This is a genomic window from Dyadobacter sp. HNCC25DJ183, assembly GCF_056895175.1.
The window spans coordinates 97,683-118,655 of the sequence record NZ_JBXHAP010000010.1 but is presented as its reverse complement, the minus strand read 5'-3'; the positions used below and the strand labels follow the sequence as shown (position 1 = coordinate 118,655).

Annotated in this window: 14 protein-coding genes; 7 read left to right on the top strand and 7 right to left on the bottom strand. The window is 47.0% G+C overall.

Annotation, left to right across the window (positions count from 1 at the left end; all coding sequences use genetic code 11):
- Positions 1-70 precede the first annotated feature (70 nt).
- The 6 genes from ligD to AC1XTG_RS23580 form a co-directional block, all read right to left on the bottom strand.
- Positions 71-970, bottom strand: a complete 900-nt coding sequence (gene ligD, locus AC1XTG_RS23605) for a non-homologous end-joining DNA ligase (protein WP_056291364.1) — start codon at positions 968-970, stop codon at positions 71-73.
- Between the two features lies 1 nt (position 971).
- On the bottom strand, positions 972-1,745 hold the full coding sequence (gene ku / locus AC1XTG_RS23600) for a non-homologous end joining protein Ku (protein ID WP_056291363.1): 774 nt from the start codon (positions 1,743-1,745) through the stop codon (positions 972-974).
- A 61-nt stretch (positions 1,746-1,806) separates the two neighbouring features.
- Entirely contained in the window at positions 1,807-2,559 is a 753-nt protein-coding gene (locus AC1XTG_RS23595; RefSeq protein WP_484843679.1) for a LytR/AlgR family response regulator transcription factor, read from the bottom strand.
- Positions 2,556-3,632: a sensor histidine kinase gene (locus tag AC1XTG_RS23590; protein ID WP_484843678.1), complete on the bottom strand. Its 1,077-nt coding sequence runs from the start codon at positions 3,630-3,632 to the stop codon at positions 2,556-2,558. Before AC1XTG_RS23590 ends, AC1XTG_RS23595 begins: the two co-directional genes overlap by 4 nt.
- Positions 3,633-3,665: 33 nt before the next feature.
- The gene (locus AC1XTG_RS23585) at positions 3,666-4,319 is read right to left on the bottom strand and encodes a hypothetical protein (RefSeq protein WP_484843677.1); all 654 of its coding nucleotides are present in this window, start codon (positions 4,317-4,319) and stop codon (positions 3,666-3,668) included.
- A 22-nt stretch (positions 4,320-4,341) separates the two neighbouring features.
- A complete protein-coding gene (locus tag AC1XTG_RS23580; protein WP_484843676.1) occupies positions 4,342-6,504 on the bottom strand; it encodes a TonB-dependent receptor in 2,163 nt (720 codons plus the stop codon).
- A 388-nt stretch (positions 6,505-6,892) separates the two neighbouring features.
- Between AC1XTG_RS23580 and AC1XTG_RS23575 the strand changes: the two genes are divergently transcribed.
- From AC1XTG_RS23575 to AC1XTG_RS23550, 6 genes are all read left to right on the top strand, one after another.
- Positions 6,893-7,105: a hypothetical protein gene (locus AC1XTG_RS23575; protein WP_484843675.1), complete on the top strand. Its 213-nt coding sequence runs from the start codon at positions 6,893-6,895 to the stop codon at positions 7,103-7,105.
- A gap of 23 nt (positions 7,106-7,128) precedes the next feature.
- Complete coding sequence (locus AC1XTG_RS23570) at positions 7,129-7,323, top strand: hypothetical protein (RefSeq protein ID WP_056291353.1); 195 nt, start codon at positions 7,129-7,131, stop codon at positions 7,321-7,323.
- A gap of 137 nt (positions 7,324-7,460) precedes the next feature.
- Entirely contained in the window at positions 7,461-8,690 is a 1,230-nt protein-coding gene (locus tag AC1XTG_RS23565) for a multidrug effflux MFS transporter (RefSeq protein ID WP_484843674.1), read from the top strand.
- Positions 8,691-8,754: 64 nt separating this feature from the next.
- On the top strand, positions 8,755-10,671 hold the full coding sequence (locus AC1XTG_RS23560) for an AAA domain-containing protein (protein ID WP_484843673.1): 1,917 nt from the start codon (positions 8,755-8,757) through the stop codon (positions 10,669-10,671).
- Between the two features lie 96 nt (positions 10,672-10,767).
- Positions 10,768-13,584 (top strand): DUF5686 and carboxypeptidase regulatory-like domain-containing protein, encoded by a 2,817-nt coding sequence (locus AC1XTG_RS23555; RefSeq protein ID WP_484843672.1) that lies wholly within the window; start codon positions 10,768-10,770, stop codon positions 13,582-13,584.
- 151 nt (positions 13,585-13,735) lie between these two features.
- A complete protein-coding gene (locus AC1XTG_RS23550; protein ID WP_056291344.1) occupies positions 13,736-14,380 on the top strand; it encodes an NAD(P)-dependent oxidoreductase in 645 nt (214 codons plus the stop codon).
- A 160-nt stretch (positions 14,381-14,540) separates the two neighbouring features.
- Here AC1XTG_RS23550 and AC1XTG_RS23545 read toward each other — a convergent pair whose 3' ends face one another.
- Positions 14,541-17,516 (bottom strand): FAD-binding and (Fe-S)-binding domain-containing protein, encoded by a 2,976-nt coding sequence (locus tag AC1XTG_RS23545; protein ID WP_484843671.1) that lies wholly within the window; start codon positions 17,514-17,516, stop codon positions 14,541-14,543.
- Between the two features lie 353 nt (positions 17,517-17,869).
- Between AC1XTG_RS23545 and AC1XTG_RS23540 the strand changes: the two genes are divergently transcribed.
- Complete coding sequence (locus AC1XTG_RS23540) at positions 17,870-20,947, top strand: SusC/RagA family TonB-linked outer membrane protein (RefSeq protein ID WP_484843670.1); 3,078 nt, start codon at positions 17,870-17,872, stop codon at positions 20,945-20,947.
- The last annotated feature ends 26 nt before the right edge of the window (positions 20,948-20,973 follow it).

Below are 20,973 nucleotides of genomic sequence, written 5' to 3'. Positions count from 1 at the left end.
GTTAAGTTGAAGCTTTAAAATTAAAGATTACTTCCTCTTAACTCCTAATAAATAAAGCCGGAACGGGCTGCTACGGCGTGTGTATCGATTCCATCTTTTGAAGCGCTTTGGCCATATCAATGCCTTTTCCGAGTGCGCCTTTGAAAAGATCACCTTTCTCCTCCACCCGCTTCAAAATGTTCTTGATCGTAAAATCGCCGATGCGCAACCCCTGCTTTACTTCGCTCCATTCCAGCGGAGCGGAAACGGTAGCGCCGGGTTTCGGGCGCGCGCTGTACGGACAGGCGAGCGTTTGTCCAATGCGGTTCTGCAGATAATCGACGTAGATCTGGTTCTTTTTTCTTTTGGATAAAGATCTTTCCAGCGTAGTGAGCTTGGGCAGCATTTCAGTGACCATACTGGCCAGGATTTCCGAAAAATCCCGCGCCTCGTCGTAGTTGTATTTTTTGTTAAAAGGGATGTAAACATGCAGCCCGCTCGATCCGGAAGTTTTACAGTAGCCTTCTACATTGATCTGGTCCAATAGCTCTTTGATAGCCTGCGCTACTTCAATTACCTCGTCGAAAGTGTTCTTATCCGAAGGGTCAATGTCCATCACAATGTAATCGGGATATTCCAGCTTGTTGATCGTCGAATTCCACGGGTTCATTTCAATGCAGCCTTTATTGGCCACATACAGCAAAGTTTCCACATCGTTACACACAATGTAGTTGACCATTTTGTCAGTTGACTCTGCGTGGATTGCCTCCGTTTTCACCCAGTCGGGCGCAGAATCACCCACATCTTTCTGGAAAAAACCTTCATCCTTTATCCCGTTGGGCTGCCGCCGCATGGAAAGTGGCCGGTTTTTCAGGTAGGGCAGAATGTACGGACTGATATTACTGTAATATTCCAGCAGCTCGCCTTTCGTGATTTGTTCGTCGGGCCAGTAGATCTTGTCCAGGTGCGTTAACTCGGCTTTCTTTTTCATGTCAGGATGCTTTTCGTTTTGGCGCTGCCAGGCTTTCTTTTAGCTGGGCCATCAAATCCTTGCTCTTCGAATGCACGATCTTCATTTTTGGCGCCACGGCTTTTTTGCCTTTCGCTTTCGCCATGATCAGTTTCAGCAGATTCTCATTGTAGGTATCCTTGTACCTCGAGATATCAAAATCAGTCGTAAGCTGCTCGATCAGCTGGATCGCCATTGCAATTTCGGCAGGCTTGATCTTTACGTCCGGTACCACCAGGTCTTCGGTGTCCCGGATCTCGTCGGCAAAGCGGATTTTGTTCAAAATCAATAAATCACCCGCCGCTTTGATCAGCACCAGGCTTTCACGGTTCCGCAGTACGTAGCTGCCGAGTCCTGCCTTGCCTGTTTTTTTCAATGCGTCGCGAAGTAATGCGTATGGTTTTACCCCCGATTTTTCAGGTTGTAAATAGTAAGGTGTCTCATAGTAAATGCTGTCAATGTCTTTTTCATTGACAAACTCGGCTATCTCGATGATCTTGGTTTTTTCGGGACTTGCCTTTTCAAAATCCTTTTCATCGAGCACCACGTAATCGTCCTCTACTTTGTAACCTTTTACAATATCGTCCCATTCTACTTCCTTGCCTGTATTTGCATTTACACGATGGTACTTGATGTTGGCATGGTCGTTTTTGTCCAGCATATCGAGGTCGAGCTCGCTACCTTGTGTGGCACTGAAAAGTTTGACGGGAATGTTTACCAGGCCAAATCCGATGGCCCCGGACCATATTGCTCTCATAATTTATATGCGCTGTTTACGGTTGGTAAAGACTTCAAAATCCGTGCCTTGGCTGGTAAAGCTATTGTCCCAGCCAATTTTTAAACTGTCCCATTCGCTCGCGGCTGATCAGGATATCGTTGTCGCTGCATTGATCGAGGTGAATTTTGAGGCGGCTGTTGGAGTAGGTAAAAACGTCTTTAATAGCGGAAATGGCGGCAATATATTTTCGGTTGAGCCTGAAAAATTGTTCAGGAGAAACCATATCCTCGACTTCGTCCAGTGTGTAATCTACTGTGAACTTTTTGCCCTGGCGGGTTTGTAGTAAAGTGACTTTCTCTTCACTGAAAAAGAATGCAATATCAGCGATATCGATCGTCTGAATGCGTTCCCCCATTTTGACCAGAAACCTCGTTTTGAAAGTTTTCGGAGCAGGCGCGAGCAGCTGTCTGATCTGGTCAAACGAAAGCGCGGGTTCCTTGCGGCCGGCTTTGAATTTGTCCAAAGCATTGTTCAGTTCCTCGGGGTCGATCGGTTTGAGGAGGTAATCGATGCTGTTGAGTTTAAAAGCTTTGATCGCATACTGGTCAAATGCGGTGCAGAAAATGATCGGCGCGGTTACTTTTACTTCCTCAAAAATGGCAAAGCTGATCCCGTCTGCAAGCTGGATATCCAAGAAAATCAGGTCGGGCTGCGCATTATTTTTCAACCAGGAAACGGCGGAAGTTACAGTATCGAGGATCGCTTCAATGCGGGCTTCGGGTAGCCGGTCGCTGATTAGCTGGGTAAGTCTGCGCGCCGCCGGTTTTTCGTCTTCTATAATAAGGATCTTCATCTCGGGAGGTCAATTTTTAGCAAAGGTAATTTCACAACAAAGTAACCTTCTCCATTCCGGACTGAAACAGGCTGCTGGCTGAGCAGTTCATATCGTTTGCTGATGTTGGACAATCCAATTCCCGTTGATTCCTCCGTAATGCGGCTTTTCAGCTGCAAGTTGTTTTTCACTACCAGGAATTCATTTTCCAGATAAATGTCAATGCGCAATGGATTTTCGGTTGAGGCAATGTTATGTTTGATCGCGTTTTCCAGCAGCAGTTGCAGTGAAAGCGGCGGCAGCAGACCTTTCTGGTCTTCGTCAATGTGTATCCGGTAATCCAGGTTTTCCTCAAACCGGATCTTTTGAAGTGACAGGTAATTTTTGGCAAATTCAAGTTCCTGTCCCAGTGTCACCAGTTCCTCGTGCTGCACATCGAGCACATACCTGTAAATCCTGGAAAGCTGCTGGATAAAACGCGCCGCCGTTTCCTGATTTTCATAAACCAGGTTGCTCAGTACATTCAATGAATTAAAGAGAAAATGCGGGTTCAGCTGGTCTTTCAAGGATTGGTATTGCTGTGCAAAACGCTCTGTTTTCAATTTTTCAGTTTCAATGGCCGCCTTGCGCCATTCCAGCAGAAACGACCGGCTCATCAGCAAAAAAGAGATTACCAGAGAAAGCTGCATCGGAAATCGGGTATACCCCACCAGTTTACCCCACGGAATTGCATTCAATGTAAAAGCCTGTTTGACAAAGAATAAATGGGCGAAAATGACAATGAAGCTGGCAACAAATACGTAGGCGGCATAAGCAGAGTACTCCACAAAAAGCCGCTTGACGGGATACTGTATCCACGGAAGTCGCTTGTCGAAAAAACGGTCAGACAGGAAGCCGCCGTAACTGAGCAGGCTCGACATCAGAAAGGAGATCAGAAAATCATCGGCACTCTCGCGCCAGTTTTCCGCATCCAGCACGCAGGAAGGACAGGTAAATACCAGGATACCCAGTGCGATCAGCACATTAGTTGCAAAGAATGCAGGTGAGAAATTCCAGAATGCTTTCGATCCCTTGACCGAGCTTTCGCCACTCATTTACTCGCTGTTTATGATGTAATGCAAACCTTATTACTGACAATCTTTGCTCATGCGCTCTGCCAGTTTTTTGCCCCAATAAGGCATCAATGTGGCTTTCAGCGTTTCTTCATCCTGTTTTTTAAATGCGGCCACACTTTGTTTTGCCAGCCCGCACGCTTTTTCCGGACCAGATCCAAAGAACTTCGCCATTCCCGCTTCCATTTGCGCCATTAATATCAGTGCACGCGGATTTTGATTGTCGATTGAAAGCGCTTTTCCAAAAGTCTGCAAAACCTGGGCAGACAAAGTTTGTCCGCGGCTTGCAGGATCGGCGCTCAGGCTGGCCATTGTCACAAAACCTTGTAAAGTCACAATTTCAGCATTATTTGAGGAAATAGCCTCGGCTTTTTTTACCAAATCCCCGGCCTGCGCCAGTACCGCATCTTTCTTGTCCAGCGGCAGGCTGTTGGTCAATCCCTGATAAGTGTAGGCGAGCGCCTGGTAGTAATAGGGCTGCCATTCTTTGGGATTCAGTGCTGCAATGCGGGCAAATGCATTGGCCGCTTCCTGCAATTGCGGCAGCGAGTCGGCTTCCATTAACTTACCGATTTCTTTTTTCATTGCTTTCTGATAAGGCGTTTCCTGTGCATTGGCGGCGGAGAAAACAAACAATAACATTGCGAGCAACAGCGATAGCTTTTTCATGAATTCAGTTTTAAAAGGTTGATTATAGATTGTTTAACTGATTGGCACTTTTGTCTTTCGAAAGGGTTATGAACAATCCGACGAAGGCCATTCTCTTTGCACCCTGCCCAATCGGCAAACTGGCGAATGCGCCGGTTTCGTCAGGTGAAGCCGCATACCGGTAGCCGAATACATTCTGGCGGCCGAGTACATTAGAGCAGGCGAAGTGGATGATCATATTGGGGCGGGGCAGGTAACTCCAGCTCAGGCTCAGGTCGCTGTACCCGCGCGTTTTCTGCTGCATTTCGCCGGGCAGGTTTGGGTTATCAAAAGGGTAGCCGCTGTTCCACGACCACGAGCTGCCAAGCTGTGACTTCAATGCACCTACAAAGTGTTTAACTACGACCGATCCATTGTGTTTGGGCGCAAATGAGGGTTGCACGCGCGTTTCGTAAGCAGCAAATTTCCTCCTACTGTCTACAAAGCTGTATGTGATCCAGAAGTCTGTCCCCTTGATGCTCTTCCGATCGCGGTAGAAAAAGTCGGCGCCTCTTGCGTACCCGGAGCCATTTTGCCCGATCTGCTGCGGATCTGCCGCGGTACCCTGGAAAGTAACCAGGTTATTATAGGTTTTGTGAAAAGCTTCCGCGCGAAAGGTTCTGTTATTGTTCACAATGAAGTAGTTGAGAATGTAATGGGTCGCCGCACTGTTTTTTAAGTCTATTTGGCGCACGCGGTATTTTTCCTCGGGTAACTGCTTAAACTCGCCCGCTGCAATGGAAAACTGCCCCTGCCCTGCTTTATAAGCAACCGAGAAACGTGGTGTAAACCAGGCTTGTCCGGCCTCGGAGCTGTAACCGCTTCTCAGTCCGCCTACCATGATCAGGCGATTGCTGAAATAGTAAGTAGCTTCCACAAAATGATTGAACTGCTGATCAGTATAACTTCTCTTCCGGTTTTCAGCCGGCAATGCTTCCGAATAGCTTTTGATATACCATTCCAAACCATTCTTCAATGAAAACTGCGGAGAGAAATCCTTTACTGCCACTATTTTGGAGTGGGTTATCTGATTGACCTGGCGTATCGGATCCAGATTGATCTTCAATGCATCACGGTTATGAGAGTAGGCAACGCCTCCGTAGAATAACCAGCCGTTTTCAATGGAATGTTTGAAAGACAAATTCCCGTAGGAGTAGCGATTGTGCAGCTGCACGCGATCGCCGCGACTGTCGCTGCCCGGAACAGGCTGCCAGATCACCATTTGGCTTCCTTCTGTGTGGAAATAGGCTTTCACAAATCCGGAAGTGCCTTTTGCCGCATTTCCCCATTTCTGTCTGAGTGAAATTTCAGAATCCCAGCTGGACGGACTTTTTTCCCAATCAAAATTTTGTCGCACCAGCGATTGATAGGGCGCCAGATTATAGTAGTTAGCTGAGGCTGTTAATGCATTTTGCCTGCCTACCAAAGTTTGTGTGTACCCGCCGCCGAGCGACATGATACTGATATCACCCTGGTTCCGCAATGGAAGGTCGAGTGTATTCAATGCGAGGGCAGAAGAAAGCGCCTGACCATATTCAGCGGAGTAGCCGCCGGTACTGAAAAACGATCCTTTAAAAAGATTGGGACTAAAACGTGTTCTGGTGGGGACATTGGACGCAGTACTGCCAAATGCATTACCTACCTGCAACCCGTCAATGAAAATGGAAGTCTCCGACGCATCGCCGCCCCTGACAAATAACCGGCCATCGTTCCCCACTGTGGAGGTTCCGGGCAAAGTCAGCAATGCGGCTGTGATATCGCCCATCGCACCCGACGTAGTTACGATGTCGATGGGTTTGAGTACCACCGATTTCTTCTGGTCGCTTGCTTCCATTGCGCCCGCTGTGATGGTTACCGCAGTGAGCTGATTGATACTTTCTGCCAGTGCAACCAACTTTTGAACTGGCTGTCCGTTGCATTCGATTTTGATCTCCTGTGTTTTATACCCGAGTGCCTGCACGCTCAGTACCTGTGCGCCGGATTCGTCTGTGGAAAAGGAGAAATTGCCCTCATTATCAGAAGAAGTTCCGTCGTAAGTTCCTTTTAAAACAACATTGGCACCCGGAATTGATACGCCTTTTGTATCTGTGATCTTGCCGGAAACCAGCGTTTGTGCCGTGAGCCGGAGTGCGGTTATAAGTAGGAGGAAAGTGAGGCAGCTTTTCATTTTTGCGCTTTGTTTTGACCAAAGTTGCGCATTGGGAAAAAGGCTGCGAAACGGAGGTTACCGAAGTGCAGAAGTTGCAGGATGAACTCCCATTTTTTATAGACAAAGCGTAGCGCATTCTGTAACGAAAAGCTGTGACTGATTCCACGGTTTTTCGCTACAACCGGGAGCTATTTTACACTTTTTTTGAGAAAATTATAATTATTCTTCGCTTAGGCGTAAAGTGCTTAATTACAATTATTTATTACTATTTTTCTTCTTGCTGTAAGGTCAAAACTGCTCCTGTGGAGCATGGGTGCAGGTTTCAGTTTGGCACAGCTGGCACGCTTCTTTAAATAACCCTAGCAAAACAGTTTCAAACAATAGACAACTCCAACTAAAAATCAATATGGTAGCTTCACTAGGTAACAACGCAATTGACACACTAAAACCAGGCGCAGTACTTACAGTAACAGGTGCCAATACTGAGAAAGATGCTCATCAGCAAATAGCTGAATTCCTGCAGTCGAGCAACAGAAACGATCTGGATTATTTCCCGATTTCAAAAGATTACTTTCTGGTGTACACGAAGGCAGCGGGCTCTTCAAATGGAGTTGCGTAAAGATTTAATTTCGATTTTAGAACATGGTACAGTCAGGTACATTTAAATTATTAGGGCAACAGCTCATTGATATCATTATCCACAAAGACGACGTAGTTGAAATAGCACCTATTGAGAAAGATCAGGGTTGCATTATTTATCTGAAAAACAAAGTCCCTTACGCCGTAAGTGAAAGCCAGCGGGAGGTTTATCAGAAGTTAAACTGGGTCGCAGCATAATATTAATCTATTGTCATGGAAAAGGAGAAGAGGCTTCGGGGAAACCGGGGCCTCTTATTTTTTGTGTCAAATGCGCCGCTTTCCCGAACCGTCGCGCATTTCCTCACGTTACAGGGTAGCTACACCACAAAGTTCAAATGCCAAAAAAGACATACTTCTTCCTGATTTTAATCCTGGGAAGTCTCACCGCACTCGGTCCGTTTTCGATCGATATGTACCTGCCGGGTTTTCCCGCCATTGCCAAAGATCTTCATACCACAGCCGCAAAAGTCTCGCTTTCATTATCGGGTTTCTTTGTCGGTATCTCACTGGGGCAGCTTCTTTATGGTCCGTTATTGGATCGTTTCGGCAGGAAAAAACCCCTTTTTATCGGTTTGGTCATTTACGTGCTCGCTTCCATTGGTTGCGCATTTACAACCAGTATCGACGGGCTGATCCTGTTCCGGGTTGTGCAGGCGATCGGTAGCTGTGCAGCATCTGTTGCCTCCGTGGCAATGGTGCGCGACCTTTTCCCGGTGAGTGAAAATGCCAAGGTATTCTCCCTATTGTTGCTCGTTGTGGGTGTTTCACCTATGATCGCGCCTACGTTGGGCGGTTATGTCACAGCGGTTTTCGGCTGGCACGCTGTGTTTCTGATCCTGACCGGAATGGGCGTGGCGATCCTGATCGCGACGGCTATCTGGCTGCCCGACAGTTACCAGCCCGACAAAACACTTTCGCTGAAACCGAAACCCATTCTGCGGAATTTCCTTGCGGTGATCCGGGAGCCACAGTTTTACACTTACTCGATCACAGGCGCAGTTGCATTCTCGGGGTTGTTCGCTTATGTATCCGGGTCGCCCATTGTTTTTATGGAAGTTTTTCACACGGACGAAAAAGTGTACGGGTGGATTTTTGCTTTCCTGTCGATCGGATTTATTGGTTCCAGTCAGCTGAATACGTTTTTCCTTCGGCGGTTCAGCAGTGAGCAGGTGGTAAATGCGGCATTGATCTGCCAGGTGATTATCGGGATAACATTCCTGGTGGCCGCATTAAACGGGTTGCTCACCCTTGCATCTACACTCGTTTTTCTTTTCTTCTTCCTTTGTTGTGTGGGGTACACATTCCCGAATGCGGCAGCGCTTTCACTCGCGCCATTTACCAAAAATGCAGGGAGTGCCTCCGCTTTAATGGGCGCTTTCCAGATGGGAATGGGAACATTGATTTCCATCGCGATCAGCATGTTTGAAGTACCCTCCATCATCCCGATGGTAGCTGCAATGGCTTGTTCTGCGTCGGCAGCTCTCATTATTTTACTGATCGGCAGACGGTTTATCACCGAGAAAGTCGAAGTAAGTGAAGGAGCGGATGCGGGGATGATGCATTGAATTTGGGGAGTAAGGGGAGAAGGGAGGATGGAGGAAGGCTTGGTTGAGATTTTTTAAAAAAATTATGAGTGAATATTTCAAAATATTGCTTGACTTAATAAAAGTTGAGCGGGAGGAAGATAAGCAAGCTTACATCCGGCAAACTGAAATGGCGTCAGTGTCGGAGCGGCGCGCCAACGGACTTGCCTGGTACCCGATCGCGATACGCGGCAACGAAATGAGCCGCGGTGATTACCTTACTGTGGAAGTAGAGCGTACGACGCACCAGGACTTGCCGCACCAGCTCCGCTTTGGAATGCCCGCTGTATTGTTCAGCAACCACGAACCTAAGAAGGACAGGGTGGAAGGCATTATTGCACACCAAAGTGGTAATCGTTTAAAAATCACTTTGAAAACCGACGAGCTGCCGGACTGGTCGCGCGACGGAAAGCTGGGGATCGATCTGTTGTTTGATGATAACAGTTATGACGAAATGCAAAATGCATTGAAAGCAGCGGTCGCACGTCTGGACAGTGGAAAAGATGCACAGCTGATTGAGGTTCTGACGGGCGGTAAACCGGCTTCTTTTAACCAAAATTACCTTGCTACAGAGATACCCAAACTCAATACCTCCCAAAACGAAGCAGTAAACAAGATCCTTTCGGCCAACGAGCTGGCAATCGTGCACGGACCTCCGGGTACGGGCAAAACAACCACATTGGTGCAGGCCATCAAGGCAATGTACCTGAAAGATCGCAAGCAGATACTTGTAGTAGCGCCGAGCAATACTGCGGTGGACCTATTAAGTGAAAAACTGAGCGAAGAAGGAATGGAAGTACTGCGCGTGGGGAATCCGGTACGGGTTTCGGAGCGGCTGATGTCACTTACGCTGGACAGCAAAATGGCGGCGCACAGCCGGATCAAAGATATAAAAACGCTTAAAAAGCAGGCGGGCGAGTACAAAAACATGGCGCATAAATACAAGCGTCAGTTTGGGAAAGCAGAACGCGACCAGCGGAAAGCGCTGTTTGACGAGGCGCACAAAATCATGAAGGAAGTTGCGAGCATTGAACAGTATGTTACTGATGATCTGCTGAGCAAAACACAGGTAGTTACTGCCACGCTGGTCGGCGCAAATCATTATACCGTCAGAGGGCTGAGTTACCATACCGTGGTCATCGACGAAGCGGGACAGGCGCTTGAACCGGCTTGCTGGATCCCGATCCTTAAAGCTGAAAAGCTGGTTTTAGCAGGCGATCACTTACAATTGCCACCTACCATTAAATCGGCGGAAGCAGCACGGAATGGGCTGAGTACCACATTGCTGGAAAAGTCAGTGGCACTTCATCCCGACGCTGTGGTGCTGCTGGAAGAACAATACCGGATGAATGAATCCATAATGGGTTTTTCTTCCAAAACATTTTACCAAAACAAACTGAAAGCGCACGCATCCGTAGCCAACCGGACACTTTTCGAGGGAGATATGCCGCTCGCATTCATTGATACTGCCGGCTGCGGATTTGACGAAAAATTACAAGGTACCAGCTCCACCAATCCCGAAGAAGGCGCATTTCTTTTCAAACATCTGGCGCAGCTGATAGAAGCGCTTTCAAAAGCAAAACCCCTCATTCCGGCAGAATTCCCCACGATTGCGATCATCTCCCCTTATAAAGAGCAGATCAACATTTTGAAAGAACAGCTACAACACGCAGGTTTTTCCAACGATTATCTCGCCAGGATTGCGGTAAATACAATTGACAGTTTCCAGGGTCAGGAGCGCGATGTGGTGTATATCAGTATGACGCGGAGCAATGCGGAAGGGGAAATCGGATTTTTGGCTGATATCCGGCGGATGAATGTAGCGATGACAAGGGCCAGAAAAAAACTGGTGGTAATCGGCGACAGTGCGACGCTTTCCGTACTGCCATTTTATACCGACTTCATTGCTTACGCTGAGGCACTTGACGCGTACCAGAGTGCCTGGGAGTTTGCCGATATCTGACAGAAGTTAAAATTGTTTAATCTTTATTAATGCAACCGGATTATATTTAAATGCATCTGTCTTTTAAAAGCAGTTTACTCACCACCGGACGCATTTATGCTCAAACACTACTTCATCAGCTTTTTCCTGATCATTTTCGCAGCCGGTCTGGCTGTTGCGCAAACCACTCCTTCGCCGGGCGTCGGTACGCCGGTCGGCATCAAAGGTATCATCAAGAATAAAAACGGAGAGCCGCTTCCGTTTGCGGGGATATTGGTCAAGGGTACCAACATCAGCACCATTTCCAATGAAGAAGGCAGGTACCAGCTTGATCTCAAACCGGGTTATTATGAAGTGATTTTTCAGTACCTGGGATTTAAAACGGGGATGAAGCCGGTGACGATAGAGAGTGGAGTGCAGACTTTCGACGTGACAATGGAAGAACAGGCGCTCAATCTCGGAGAGATCAGGATCGGCAGCAAGGGAGAAGATCCTGCCTACACGATCATGCGTCGCGCCATCGCAAAAAGCCGCTACCATTTGTTGCAGGTGGATAGTTATACAGCCAAAGCCTATTCCAAATCGTCCGTCGTGATCACTGATCTGCCGATGGAGTTTTTGTATAAAAAGGAATTGAAGGAGATAGAGAATGAAACAAACTTCAAAAAAGGAGTTCCGATCCTGAATGAGAGTGTTTCTATTGTAACCTTCAAACAGCCAAACTCTTACAAACAAAAAGTAATTGCTTCGAGAAACAGCCAGGACAAGGACTTCGCCAATCCGAATGCATACTTGCTCGCGAGCTTTTATCAGCCGGAAGTTGTAAAAGCGGTCTCCCCGCTGTCGCCCCGCGCATTTGCCTATTACAAATTTGAATACCAGGGTTCATTTCGTGAAAACGGCATTGAGGTAAACAAAATAAAGGTTACGCCGCGCTCTTGGGGAGAAGGTGTTTACCGCGGTACGATCCAGATTATTGAAAATGAATGGAGCATTTACAGTCTGGACCTGCAAACTGTAAATACCGGCTTTACCATTGATATCAAGCAGGTATATAGTCCGATACAAGATGTTTGGATGCCTGTAAATCAGCAGTTTCATATTCACGGAGGTATTTACGGGCTGAAAGGGAAAGGCGACTTCGTGATTTCCCAGTCTTTCAGCAATGTTAAAATCAACCCGACCTTCCGTCCGGATATCGTGGTGGTAGACGGTAAAAAGGAGAAAGAAGAAGCTAAGAAGGTAAAGCTGAGCAATCGCGAGATCAAAAGCCAGAAACTGGAAGAGGTAGTCAGCAAGCAAAAGGAATTTTCTGCCAAAAACCTTCGCAAGCTCATGAAGGAGTATGAAAAGCAGGACTTGAAAGCCAAGCAGGAAAAAGGGGAGGATATCGATATGAACCTTACCCGGAAAGATTCCACCGAAGTGGATTCAATGGCCGCCCGCCGATCAATGGCATTCTGGGACTCGATCAGGACCGTGCCGCTTACTACTGCCGAGGTAAAAAGCTACACAAGGCTGGACAGCATTATCGTGGTTCAGGAAAATAAACCCGCGGAGAAAGGTTCGAAGAACACGAATTCGGAATCCACTAAGAACAATAATAATAACAACAAGGGAAAAGGGGTTTCTGGCTTTATAGGACACATTTTTACAGGTACCAGCTGGCAGCTGGGTAAAGAGAGTCCGTTGAACCTGCAATATGTAAGTCCGATTTTCGGAGCGCAGGTGAATACTGTGGAGGGACTGGCCCTGAATGGCGGTGGCTTCAAGCTTCATTATTATTTTGGCGGTGAAAAGAAGAGCAAAGGCGAGGTGAATTCGAATGGTTCTTCGAAGAAAACGACGGGACGTCCGGGGCAGCAACTGACTTTCAATGCACTTACACGCTATTCATTTGCCCGGCAAAAGTTAATGCTGTTTGGCGGTGTTGACTACACCAGGAAGCGTACTACGATCAATCTTTCGGGCGGACAAACGGTAGCGCAGTTCAATGGCGAGAATCCAATGCACCCGCTGCTGAATACATTCACTACGCTCTTTCTCGAAAGGAATTTCATCAAGATATACGAGAAAAACTTTGTGCGGCTCGACTTCAAAACGGATCGTGAAAATGAGCATTTCGAGTTGAAGGCGAACATTGAATTTGCAGACCGTAAACCGTTGAGCAATGTGAGGGATATGAATCCTTATAGCTGGATCGACTGGAAAAATCGTGCATTTACTTCCAATATTCCATTCAATGAGGAGAATGCGACTGATTCAAAAACAGAATCTTATGAAATGACGCCGCACCAGGCATTTACCCTCGGGGTTTCTGCTTCGTACAAACCCTGGCAGAAGTACCGGATCAAGGGAGGGAAAACTTCCTTTTACGACGATGATTCACCGATTTTGTCGGTAAACTACCGGAAAGGTTTCAGCGGTATTTTTAGCAGCGATGTGAACTATGATTTTATTCAAATCGGCATTCGGCACGGATTTGATACCGGCGTGAGGAGCAAGCTGCGCTATAAATTCGCGGTGGGTACATTCCTGAATAGTGATTCATTGCAGTTCCCGGATTATCAGCATTTCGCCGGGAACCGGTTTTTCTTCCAGTTTGGCGATCCTGTGAGCACATTCCGGATGCTGGACTACTACCGGTACTCCACTTCTGACAAGTTTGCAGAGGCGCATGTGCTGGCCGAATTCCGCAAGTTTCTGCTGACGCAAATTTCCTGGTTCCGGATCATGGGGATCAAGGAAAACTTCATGCTCCATTACCTCGCCACGCCCACTTCCGACAACTACGCCGAACTCGGCTACGGCCTCGACGTAGGAATCCGCTTCCCCTTCCGCTTGGAGGTCGTAAACAGTTTCGAAGGCTTCAAATACAAACACACCGTATTCAGGATCGGAACGACGATGAATATCAATATTGGCAGGAATTAGGTTAGTCTTTGAGTAAAATTTCACCAAGAATTATATATTTGTCTCATTAAAATCTTCTGATAAAATATCACCTCAGCGCTGAAACATGCGCATTGCCGGCCTTGAAGAGGTTTGGCTGCAATGGTATTTTTAAAATTTTATCAGAGAGAAAATGAACACAATCCAGCATATTGCCGTCACTGGCGGAAGTGGCCGCACGGGCCGGTTTTTGGTAGAAGCGCTTCTTCGCGAGGGCTATCACTTAAAATTGCTGCTCCGGCATCCTGAGCAATTCCCGGTTCAGGGACCCAGTATCACAATCATAAAAGGAGATGTGCTTGATCCGCAAGCAGTAGAGTCGCTGGTAGCGGGCTGCGATGCGGTGATGAGCGCCACCGGGCAGCGTAAAGGCGAGCCGCTGATGCCTTCACAGGCTGCATTCCACATTCTGAATGCGATTGAAGCGCAGCCCAACCGACAAATCCGCTACATTACCCTCGCGGGTCTGAGTGTGGATACACCGACGGATGAAAAAGGCTCCGTAACCCAGCAAGCCACTAATTGGGTGCGCGAAAAATTCCCGGATGTCTATGCTGATTTACAAAAAGCGTATTCGCTATTGCAGCAAAGTCAGGTGGATTGGGTGCTTGTGCGGGTACCATTCATTGAATTCGAAGCAGCAACGGGAAGCGTGAAAGTAGATTTGGCTGATTGTTCGGGTACAAAGATCGCGGCCGGTGATATCGCAGAATTTATGGTTGCACAGCTGAAAGAGGAAAAATACCTGCGAAAAGCACCATTTGTAGCAGGAGGGTAGATGGAGGGGCGCGGCTTAGGTGCTAAAAGGTAGCATGCTGCCTTCACTTCGACTGCGCTCAGTGTGACAATGAGCGTTTGTCACACTGAGCGCAGTCGAAGTGCCTAAGCGCAGTCGAAGTGCCTAAGCGCCGTTGAAGTGCCAAAGCGCGGTCGAAGTGTTACACCAGCGCCTCGAACAAGATCTCAGCGGGATGCAGGGCTTTTCTTCCTGTGCCGTCGTGTATCTGGTGCCGGCAACTGGTGCCCGGCGCAGCGATGATTACCTCTTCGGGTTGCTGGCGCACAGCCGGGAAAAGTACCAGTTCTCCGATCTTCATTGAAATATCATAATGCTCCTTTTCGTACCCGAATGAACCCGCCATTCCGCAGCAGCCCGACGGGATCAGCTGGACGGTGTAGTTTTCAGGAAGTGAGAGCATCTTTTTAGTAGGTACCAGACTTGAAATTGCCTTCTGCTGACAATGACCGTGCAATTTGATAAGACGCTTCTCTTTGGTGAACTTGTCTTTCGATATATTTTTCAGTTCAATTTCCCTGGCGATGAACTCGTCAAACTGCAATGCATTCATAGCCAATTTTTTAGATTCTTCCAGCAGCTCGTCACTTACCAGGTCGGGATACTCATCGCGGAATGTTAATATAGCGGAAGGTTCAATGCCGACAAGCGGGGTATCATGCGAGATGATGTCTTTCAGCAGCCTGATGTTCTCTTCGGCGATCTTTTTCGCGTCTTTCAAAAGCCCTTTCGAAAGCTGCGGCCGGCCGGAAGGTCCGTGATCAGGAATAATAACCTCGTAGCCAAGTTTTTCAAGTACCAGAATGGACTTCTTGCCGATCTCTACATCATTATAATTGGTGAACTCATCGCAAAACAAATAAACCCTCTTGCCTGATGTTGCGGGCTTTTTACGCTTGTCATACCACTTTTTCAATGTAGTATCATGCAAAAGCGGCATGGTGCGGTCGGGGTGAAATCCTACGACCTGGTTTGCTATTTTGCGCAGCGGGGCATTCTTGAAAATCAGGTTATAGGCCCAGGGAACGTAGCTCGCCAAACCTGTCATTTTAGAGAAATTTCCCACCAGCCAAGACCGCAACGGAACACCGTGTACGTCGTGGTATTGTTGCAAAAATTCCATTTTCAACTTGGCTGCATCCACGTTCGAGGGGCATTCGCCTTTACAGCCTTTGCAGGCCAGGCAGAGGTCATAAACCTCCTTGATTTCATGATTGTCAAAGCGGTTTTCCTTGGGAGACCGCGTGAGCATTTCACGTAAAATATTCGCTCTGGCGCGCGTAGTATCCTTTTCATTACGCGTTGCCATGAAGCTGGGGCACATGGTACCGCCGCTCAGCTCCGTTTTACGGCAATCGCCCGATCCGTTACATTGCTCTGCGTGCTGTAACACATCCTGATCGTGGAAACGGAAGTAAGTTTTGAACTCCGGTGTTTTCTGATCTGCCTCGTAGCGCAGAAAAGTGTCCATCGGAGCAGTATCCACAATTTTACCAGGATTGAAGATATTATTCGGGTCCCAGGTCTTCTTAATATCCTTAAAAAGCTGGTAATTATGCTGGCCAACCATTTTTGGAATAAACTCCCCGCGCAGCCGACCGTCTCCGTGCTCGCCAGAGAGAGAGCCGTCATATTTTTTTACCAGATCCGCAATCTCCTCTGCGATCATCCTGAACTGCCGGTGGCCTTCACTGGTTTTCAGGTTAATAATAGGCCGCAAATGCAGCTCGCCTGACCCTGCGTGTGCATAGTGAACTGCCGACATGCCGTGCTTTTTCAAAATCGCATTGAAATCACGGATATATTCAGGCTGATCGTACACATCAATCGCTGTATCCTCAATCACCGCCACGGCTTTTTCGTCGCCCGGAATATTGGCCAGCAAGCCGAGGCCCGCTTTTCTCAGCGTCCAGATCTTTTTGGTATCATCTCCAAAAAGCAGGGGATAGTGGAAGCCGATGTTTGCCTCTGTCAGTTCTTTTTCCAGCGTTGCAGCCAGTGCCTCTACTTCTTCTTTCGTCTCCCTCGAAAGGTCCACCACCAGGATGGCGGGATAGTTGCCGTCAGGTTTGTTCTTTACGAAAAACGCGTTTTTCTTCTGTTCCGGGTTGGTAGCAGCGCATTCCAGTACATATTCATCGATCAGTTCTACGGCCTGCGGCTGGTATTTCAGTGTCAGTATCGTAGCCCGCAATGCCTCATCGATGGTAAAGCAATGCACGCACACAAGTCCCTGCGTTTTGGGAGGCAGGGGTACCAGGTTTAATTTGATTTCTGTCAAAAAGCACAATGTACCTTCCGAGCCCGCGATCAGGCTGCACATGTTGAATTCCTTCGCTGGCTCCTCCGTGCCCTGGGTATAGGGCGCCGTATTCAGCAGCATATCCAATGCATATCCCGTGTTACGCCGCTCAACGGAGGGTTTCGGGAAGTTTCTTCTTATTTCTGCCTGGTTGTCAGGCGAGGACAGGATTTCATTTGTCTTCAGATATATCTTGTCGAGCAGCGACGCGCTGCCGTTTTTTTGCTTTGCGGCTTGCAGCAAGCTGTCGTATTCTCCCTTTTTGATATTTGAAAAAACGGCATCAGTTCCGTCTGCAAGAATTGCTTTTACTTCCAGCGTATGCTCCCTCGTACTTCCATAAACGATCGAATTGGAACCGCAGGAGTTATTTCCCACCATTCCGCCGATCATTGCACGGTTGGCAGTTGATGTTTCAGGACCGAAATAAAGACCGTAAGGTTTCAAAGCCATATTCAGCTCGTCCCTTATCACACCGGGCTGCACACGTACCCATCTTTCCTCCGGATTAATTTCAATGATTTTATTAAAATTCCGCGAAACGTCAACCACCAGTCCATTCCCTACAACCTGTCCTGCCAGTGATGTTCCGGCTGTTCTCGGGATCAATGAAATCCCATTTACCGCAGCAAATGAAATCAGGGCTTTAATATCGGCTATTGACTTTGGTATGGCGACGGCCAAAGGCATTTCACGGTAGGCAGAAGCATCAGTGGCGTATAATGTACGCATTGTATTATCGTAATACAGATCGCCTTCAAGCTGCTGGGACAAGGAACTTAACTGATTGCCGGATACGGTTGGCTGAGGTGTCATAAATGCATTAAAAAACTAAACAGGGAGAGCAAAGTTACACACTAGCTGCAAGGATTTCCAGCAAATCTTGCAGGAATACGGGCTTAGCTCACCTTACAGGAGCCACTTATTTATGCGTACATGCCTTTTGGAAATTAATAAGAATTTAATGTATTCTATTTTGGAGTGCATATTGCATTATCCGTATAATTTTTATTATTTTGTGTGAGTTGTACTGCTTAATTTCAATTAATTCATCAGGAAGTTCAGAAAGGCAGGGAGTTGCCTATTTTTCTGGGAGATTATGATCCGTAATGAGTTAGCTGGGATGAACCAGGAAAACAGACAAATACCAAATTAATATCTATCAACCTATGATGCATTTATCCTATCAAGAACCTTATTACAATGATGTTTCGGGAAAAAGTATTCAAAGAGAGAAAACAGGCGCAGGCTTCCTCCGGATCGCTGCATTGTTTGTTCTGCTTTTTACCCTAGTTAACACAGCTTTCGCCCAGGATGTGGAAATCACCGGAAAGGTGACCGATGCAAAAGGAAGTGGCTTGCCGGGCGTTTCCATCACCATTAAGGGCAGCACGAAAGGTACTAACTCCGACATGGACGGTAATTACTCCGTAGCAGCACCTGCAAATTCAACACTTGTTTTCAGCTTCATTGGTTTTACCAGTAAGGAAGTGATAGTAGGCAACCAGTCCAGAATTGACGTTTCGCTTACTGACGACGTGAAAGCACTGGAAGAAGTAGTTGTTGTGGGTTATGGTACTGCAAAAAGAAAGGACGTAACCGGAACAGTAACTTCGGTTAGTTCGAAAGATTTCAATGCAGGTATCAACCCGAACCCGCTGCAGGCTATTCAGGGCCGCGTGGCAGGTTTGACGATAACCCAGCCAAACGGTGACCCTAACACAAGTCCGACTGTAAGGCTTCGCGGATATACCTCACTGGCCGGCGGCAGCGACCCGCTATATGTGGTTGACGGAATTATCGGTGTGCCGATCAGCACGATCTCACCGACAGATATTGAGTCAATGGACGTTTTGAAAGATGCATCTGCTTCTGCAATCTACGGTTCACGTGCAGCAAACGGCGTTATCATTATTACTACAAAACGCGGTAAATCTGGCCGGGCGACAGTTACATTTAATAACTATGTAGGTGTTGATGTAATTTCAAATAACCTGAAATTGCTTGATGGACCAGGTTACATTTCTGAGGTACAACGCATTAAAGGTGATTCATCACTTCTGGATAATCAGCGTTTTCCAAAAGATGCGAGCGGTAAATTTTACAATACAGACTGGTGGGATGAAATTTCAAGAAGTGGTTTCACAAACAGCCACGATCTGGCGGTTGCAGGTGGTTCCCCTACATTCTCTTACAGAGGTTCTGTTAACTATACAAAACGTCAGGGTATTATCAAGAATACCGGTTTTGATCGTCTGACAGGCCGTATCAACCTTGATCAGAAAGCATTGGATAACAGACTGAACATTCAGTACAGCTTGTCATACACCAACACCAATTCTGACCTGACTGACGGAGGTATTCTTGCAAATGCTACATTATTCCTTCCTACGCTTCCGAAACGCAATGCAGATGGATCCAACTATGAAATTCCAGGTGCATTTGACTTGAACAATCCGGTTGCAATGTTGGAAAATGAAACATTCCAGCGCCAGAAAAATACATTGGTTGGAGCCGTAAATTTAAAATATGAGGTTTTTAGCGGCTTAACACTTGGTGTAAACGGAGCGCTTAAAAATGATCAGGAAGTGACGAGCCGTGCGCGTGACAGGTCAGTGAAGGCTTTCCAGATTACAAATGGTGAGGCTTCAAGAAATCTTGGTCAGAGTAATGATAAATTGCTTGAATTGACAGCGACGTACCTGAAAGGTTTCGGAGAAAAAGGAAGTAACTTCTCTCTTTTAGGTGGTTATTCATACCAGGACATTATCAATGATGGTTTTGGAGCAAATAATACACAGTTCGTTGCGACGGGACTTGGGTTTGATAACCTTGGATTAGGATCAGGATCATTAATACTTCCTAAAACCGGTTATGTAAGCTCTTACAGAAACAGAACTTCACTTGCATCTTTCTTCGGTCGCGGTACATTGAACTTCAATGAGAAGTACAACCTGACTGCAACACTTCGTTATGATGGAAGCTCGAAATTTGGAGCAAACAACAAATGGGGTCTTTTCCCATCTGTGGCGGGAGGCTGGACGATTTCGGACGAATCTTTCTTCCCGAAATCAGAAGCATTCAACTATTTGAAACTGCGCGCGAGCTGGGGTAAAACTGGTAACTCGGAAGGACTTGTACCTTACCAGTCTCTTCAATTATACGGTCCGACCACTTCTTACTACGACGGAAGTATCAATAACTTCCTTCCAGGATATGCAATCACGCAGAATACAAACCCTAACCTGAAATGGGAGGTAGTTTCGCAGACCAACATCGGTCTTGACTTCCAGTTAGGAAACGGCCGCTTCTCCGGATCGATTGACGTGTTCGATAAGAAGACCAACGATATGCTTTACAAATACTCTGTACCAGCTGACGGTGTGAAATACTTCACAAACTTCATTTGGGCCAACGTAGGATCGATGAGCAACAAGGGTATCGAACTTTCGTTCGGTGGCAACGTGATCGAGAAAGATAACTTCACATGGAATAGCCGCCTCACAGGTTCTTACATCAAGAACTCGATCATCAACCTGAAAAGCAGCGACTTCGACTCTGGTATCATCCGTTTTAATGCATTCGGCGGTCGTGGTCTTTCCAACGTGTATGCTTCGATCCTGACACCAGGACTTCCATTGGGTTCATTTAACAACGTAGGTCATTTTGTTGGATTTGATGATAAAGGCCAGATGTTGTTGCAAGGAAAAGATGGAGGTTCATCAGTAACCAACCCTGCTGACGCACAGATTGGCTTCAAAAACAACCCGCAGCCTTACCTTACAGGAGCGTGGATCAACAGCGTGACTTATAACAAATTTGATCTGAGCTTCCAGTTGAGAGGTGTATTTGGAAACAGTATTTTGAACAACCTTCGCTCTAACCTTTCTATTCCTGGCTCAATCCTGGAAACCAACATGCTGGAAAGCGTGAGAGAAGTTCCTGCTAATTTCAGCACCAATGCATTGTCTGACTACTGGTTGGAAAAAGGCAGCTACGTTCGTCTTGATAACTGGCAACTGGGATACAATCTGGCACTGGAAAGTAAGTACATCAGCAACGCACGTATTTACCTGGGTGGAAACAACCTGTTTATCATTACCAAATACCGCGGTGTGGATCCTGAGCTTGAAGTAAAAGGTGATTTTAACAATGATAACTCGGCGCCAAACAGCCTTGGTCTGGATGCAACGGGTATTTATCCAAAAACACGTACATTCCAGCTTGGCGTAAACCTGACATTCTGATCTGACTGAAAGTGACTACACACGTT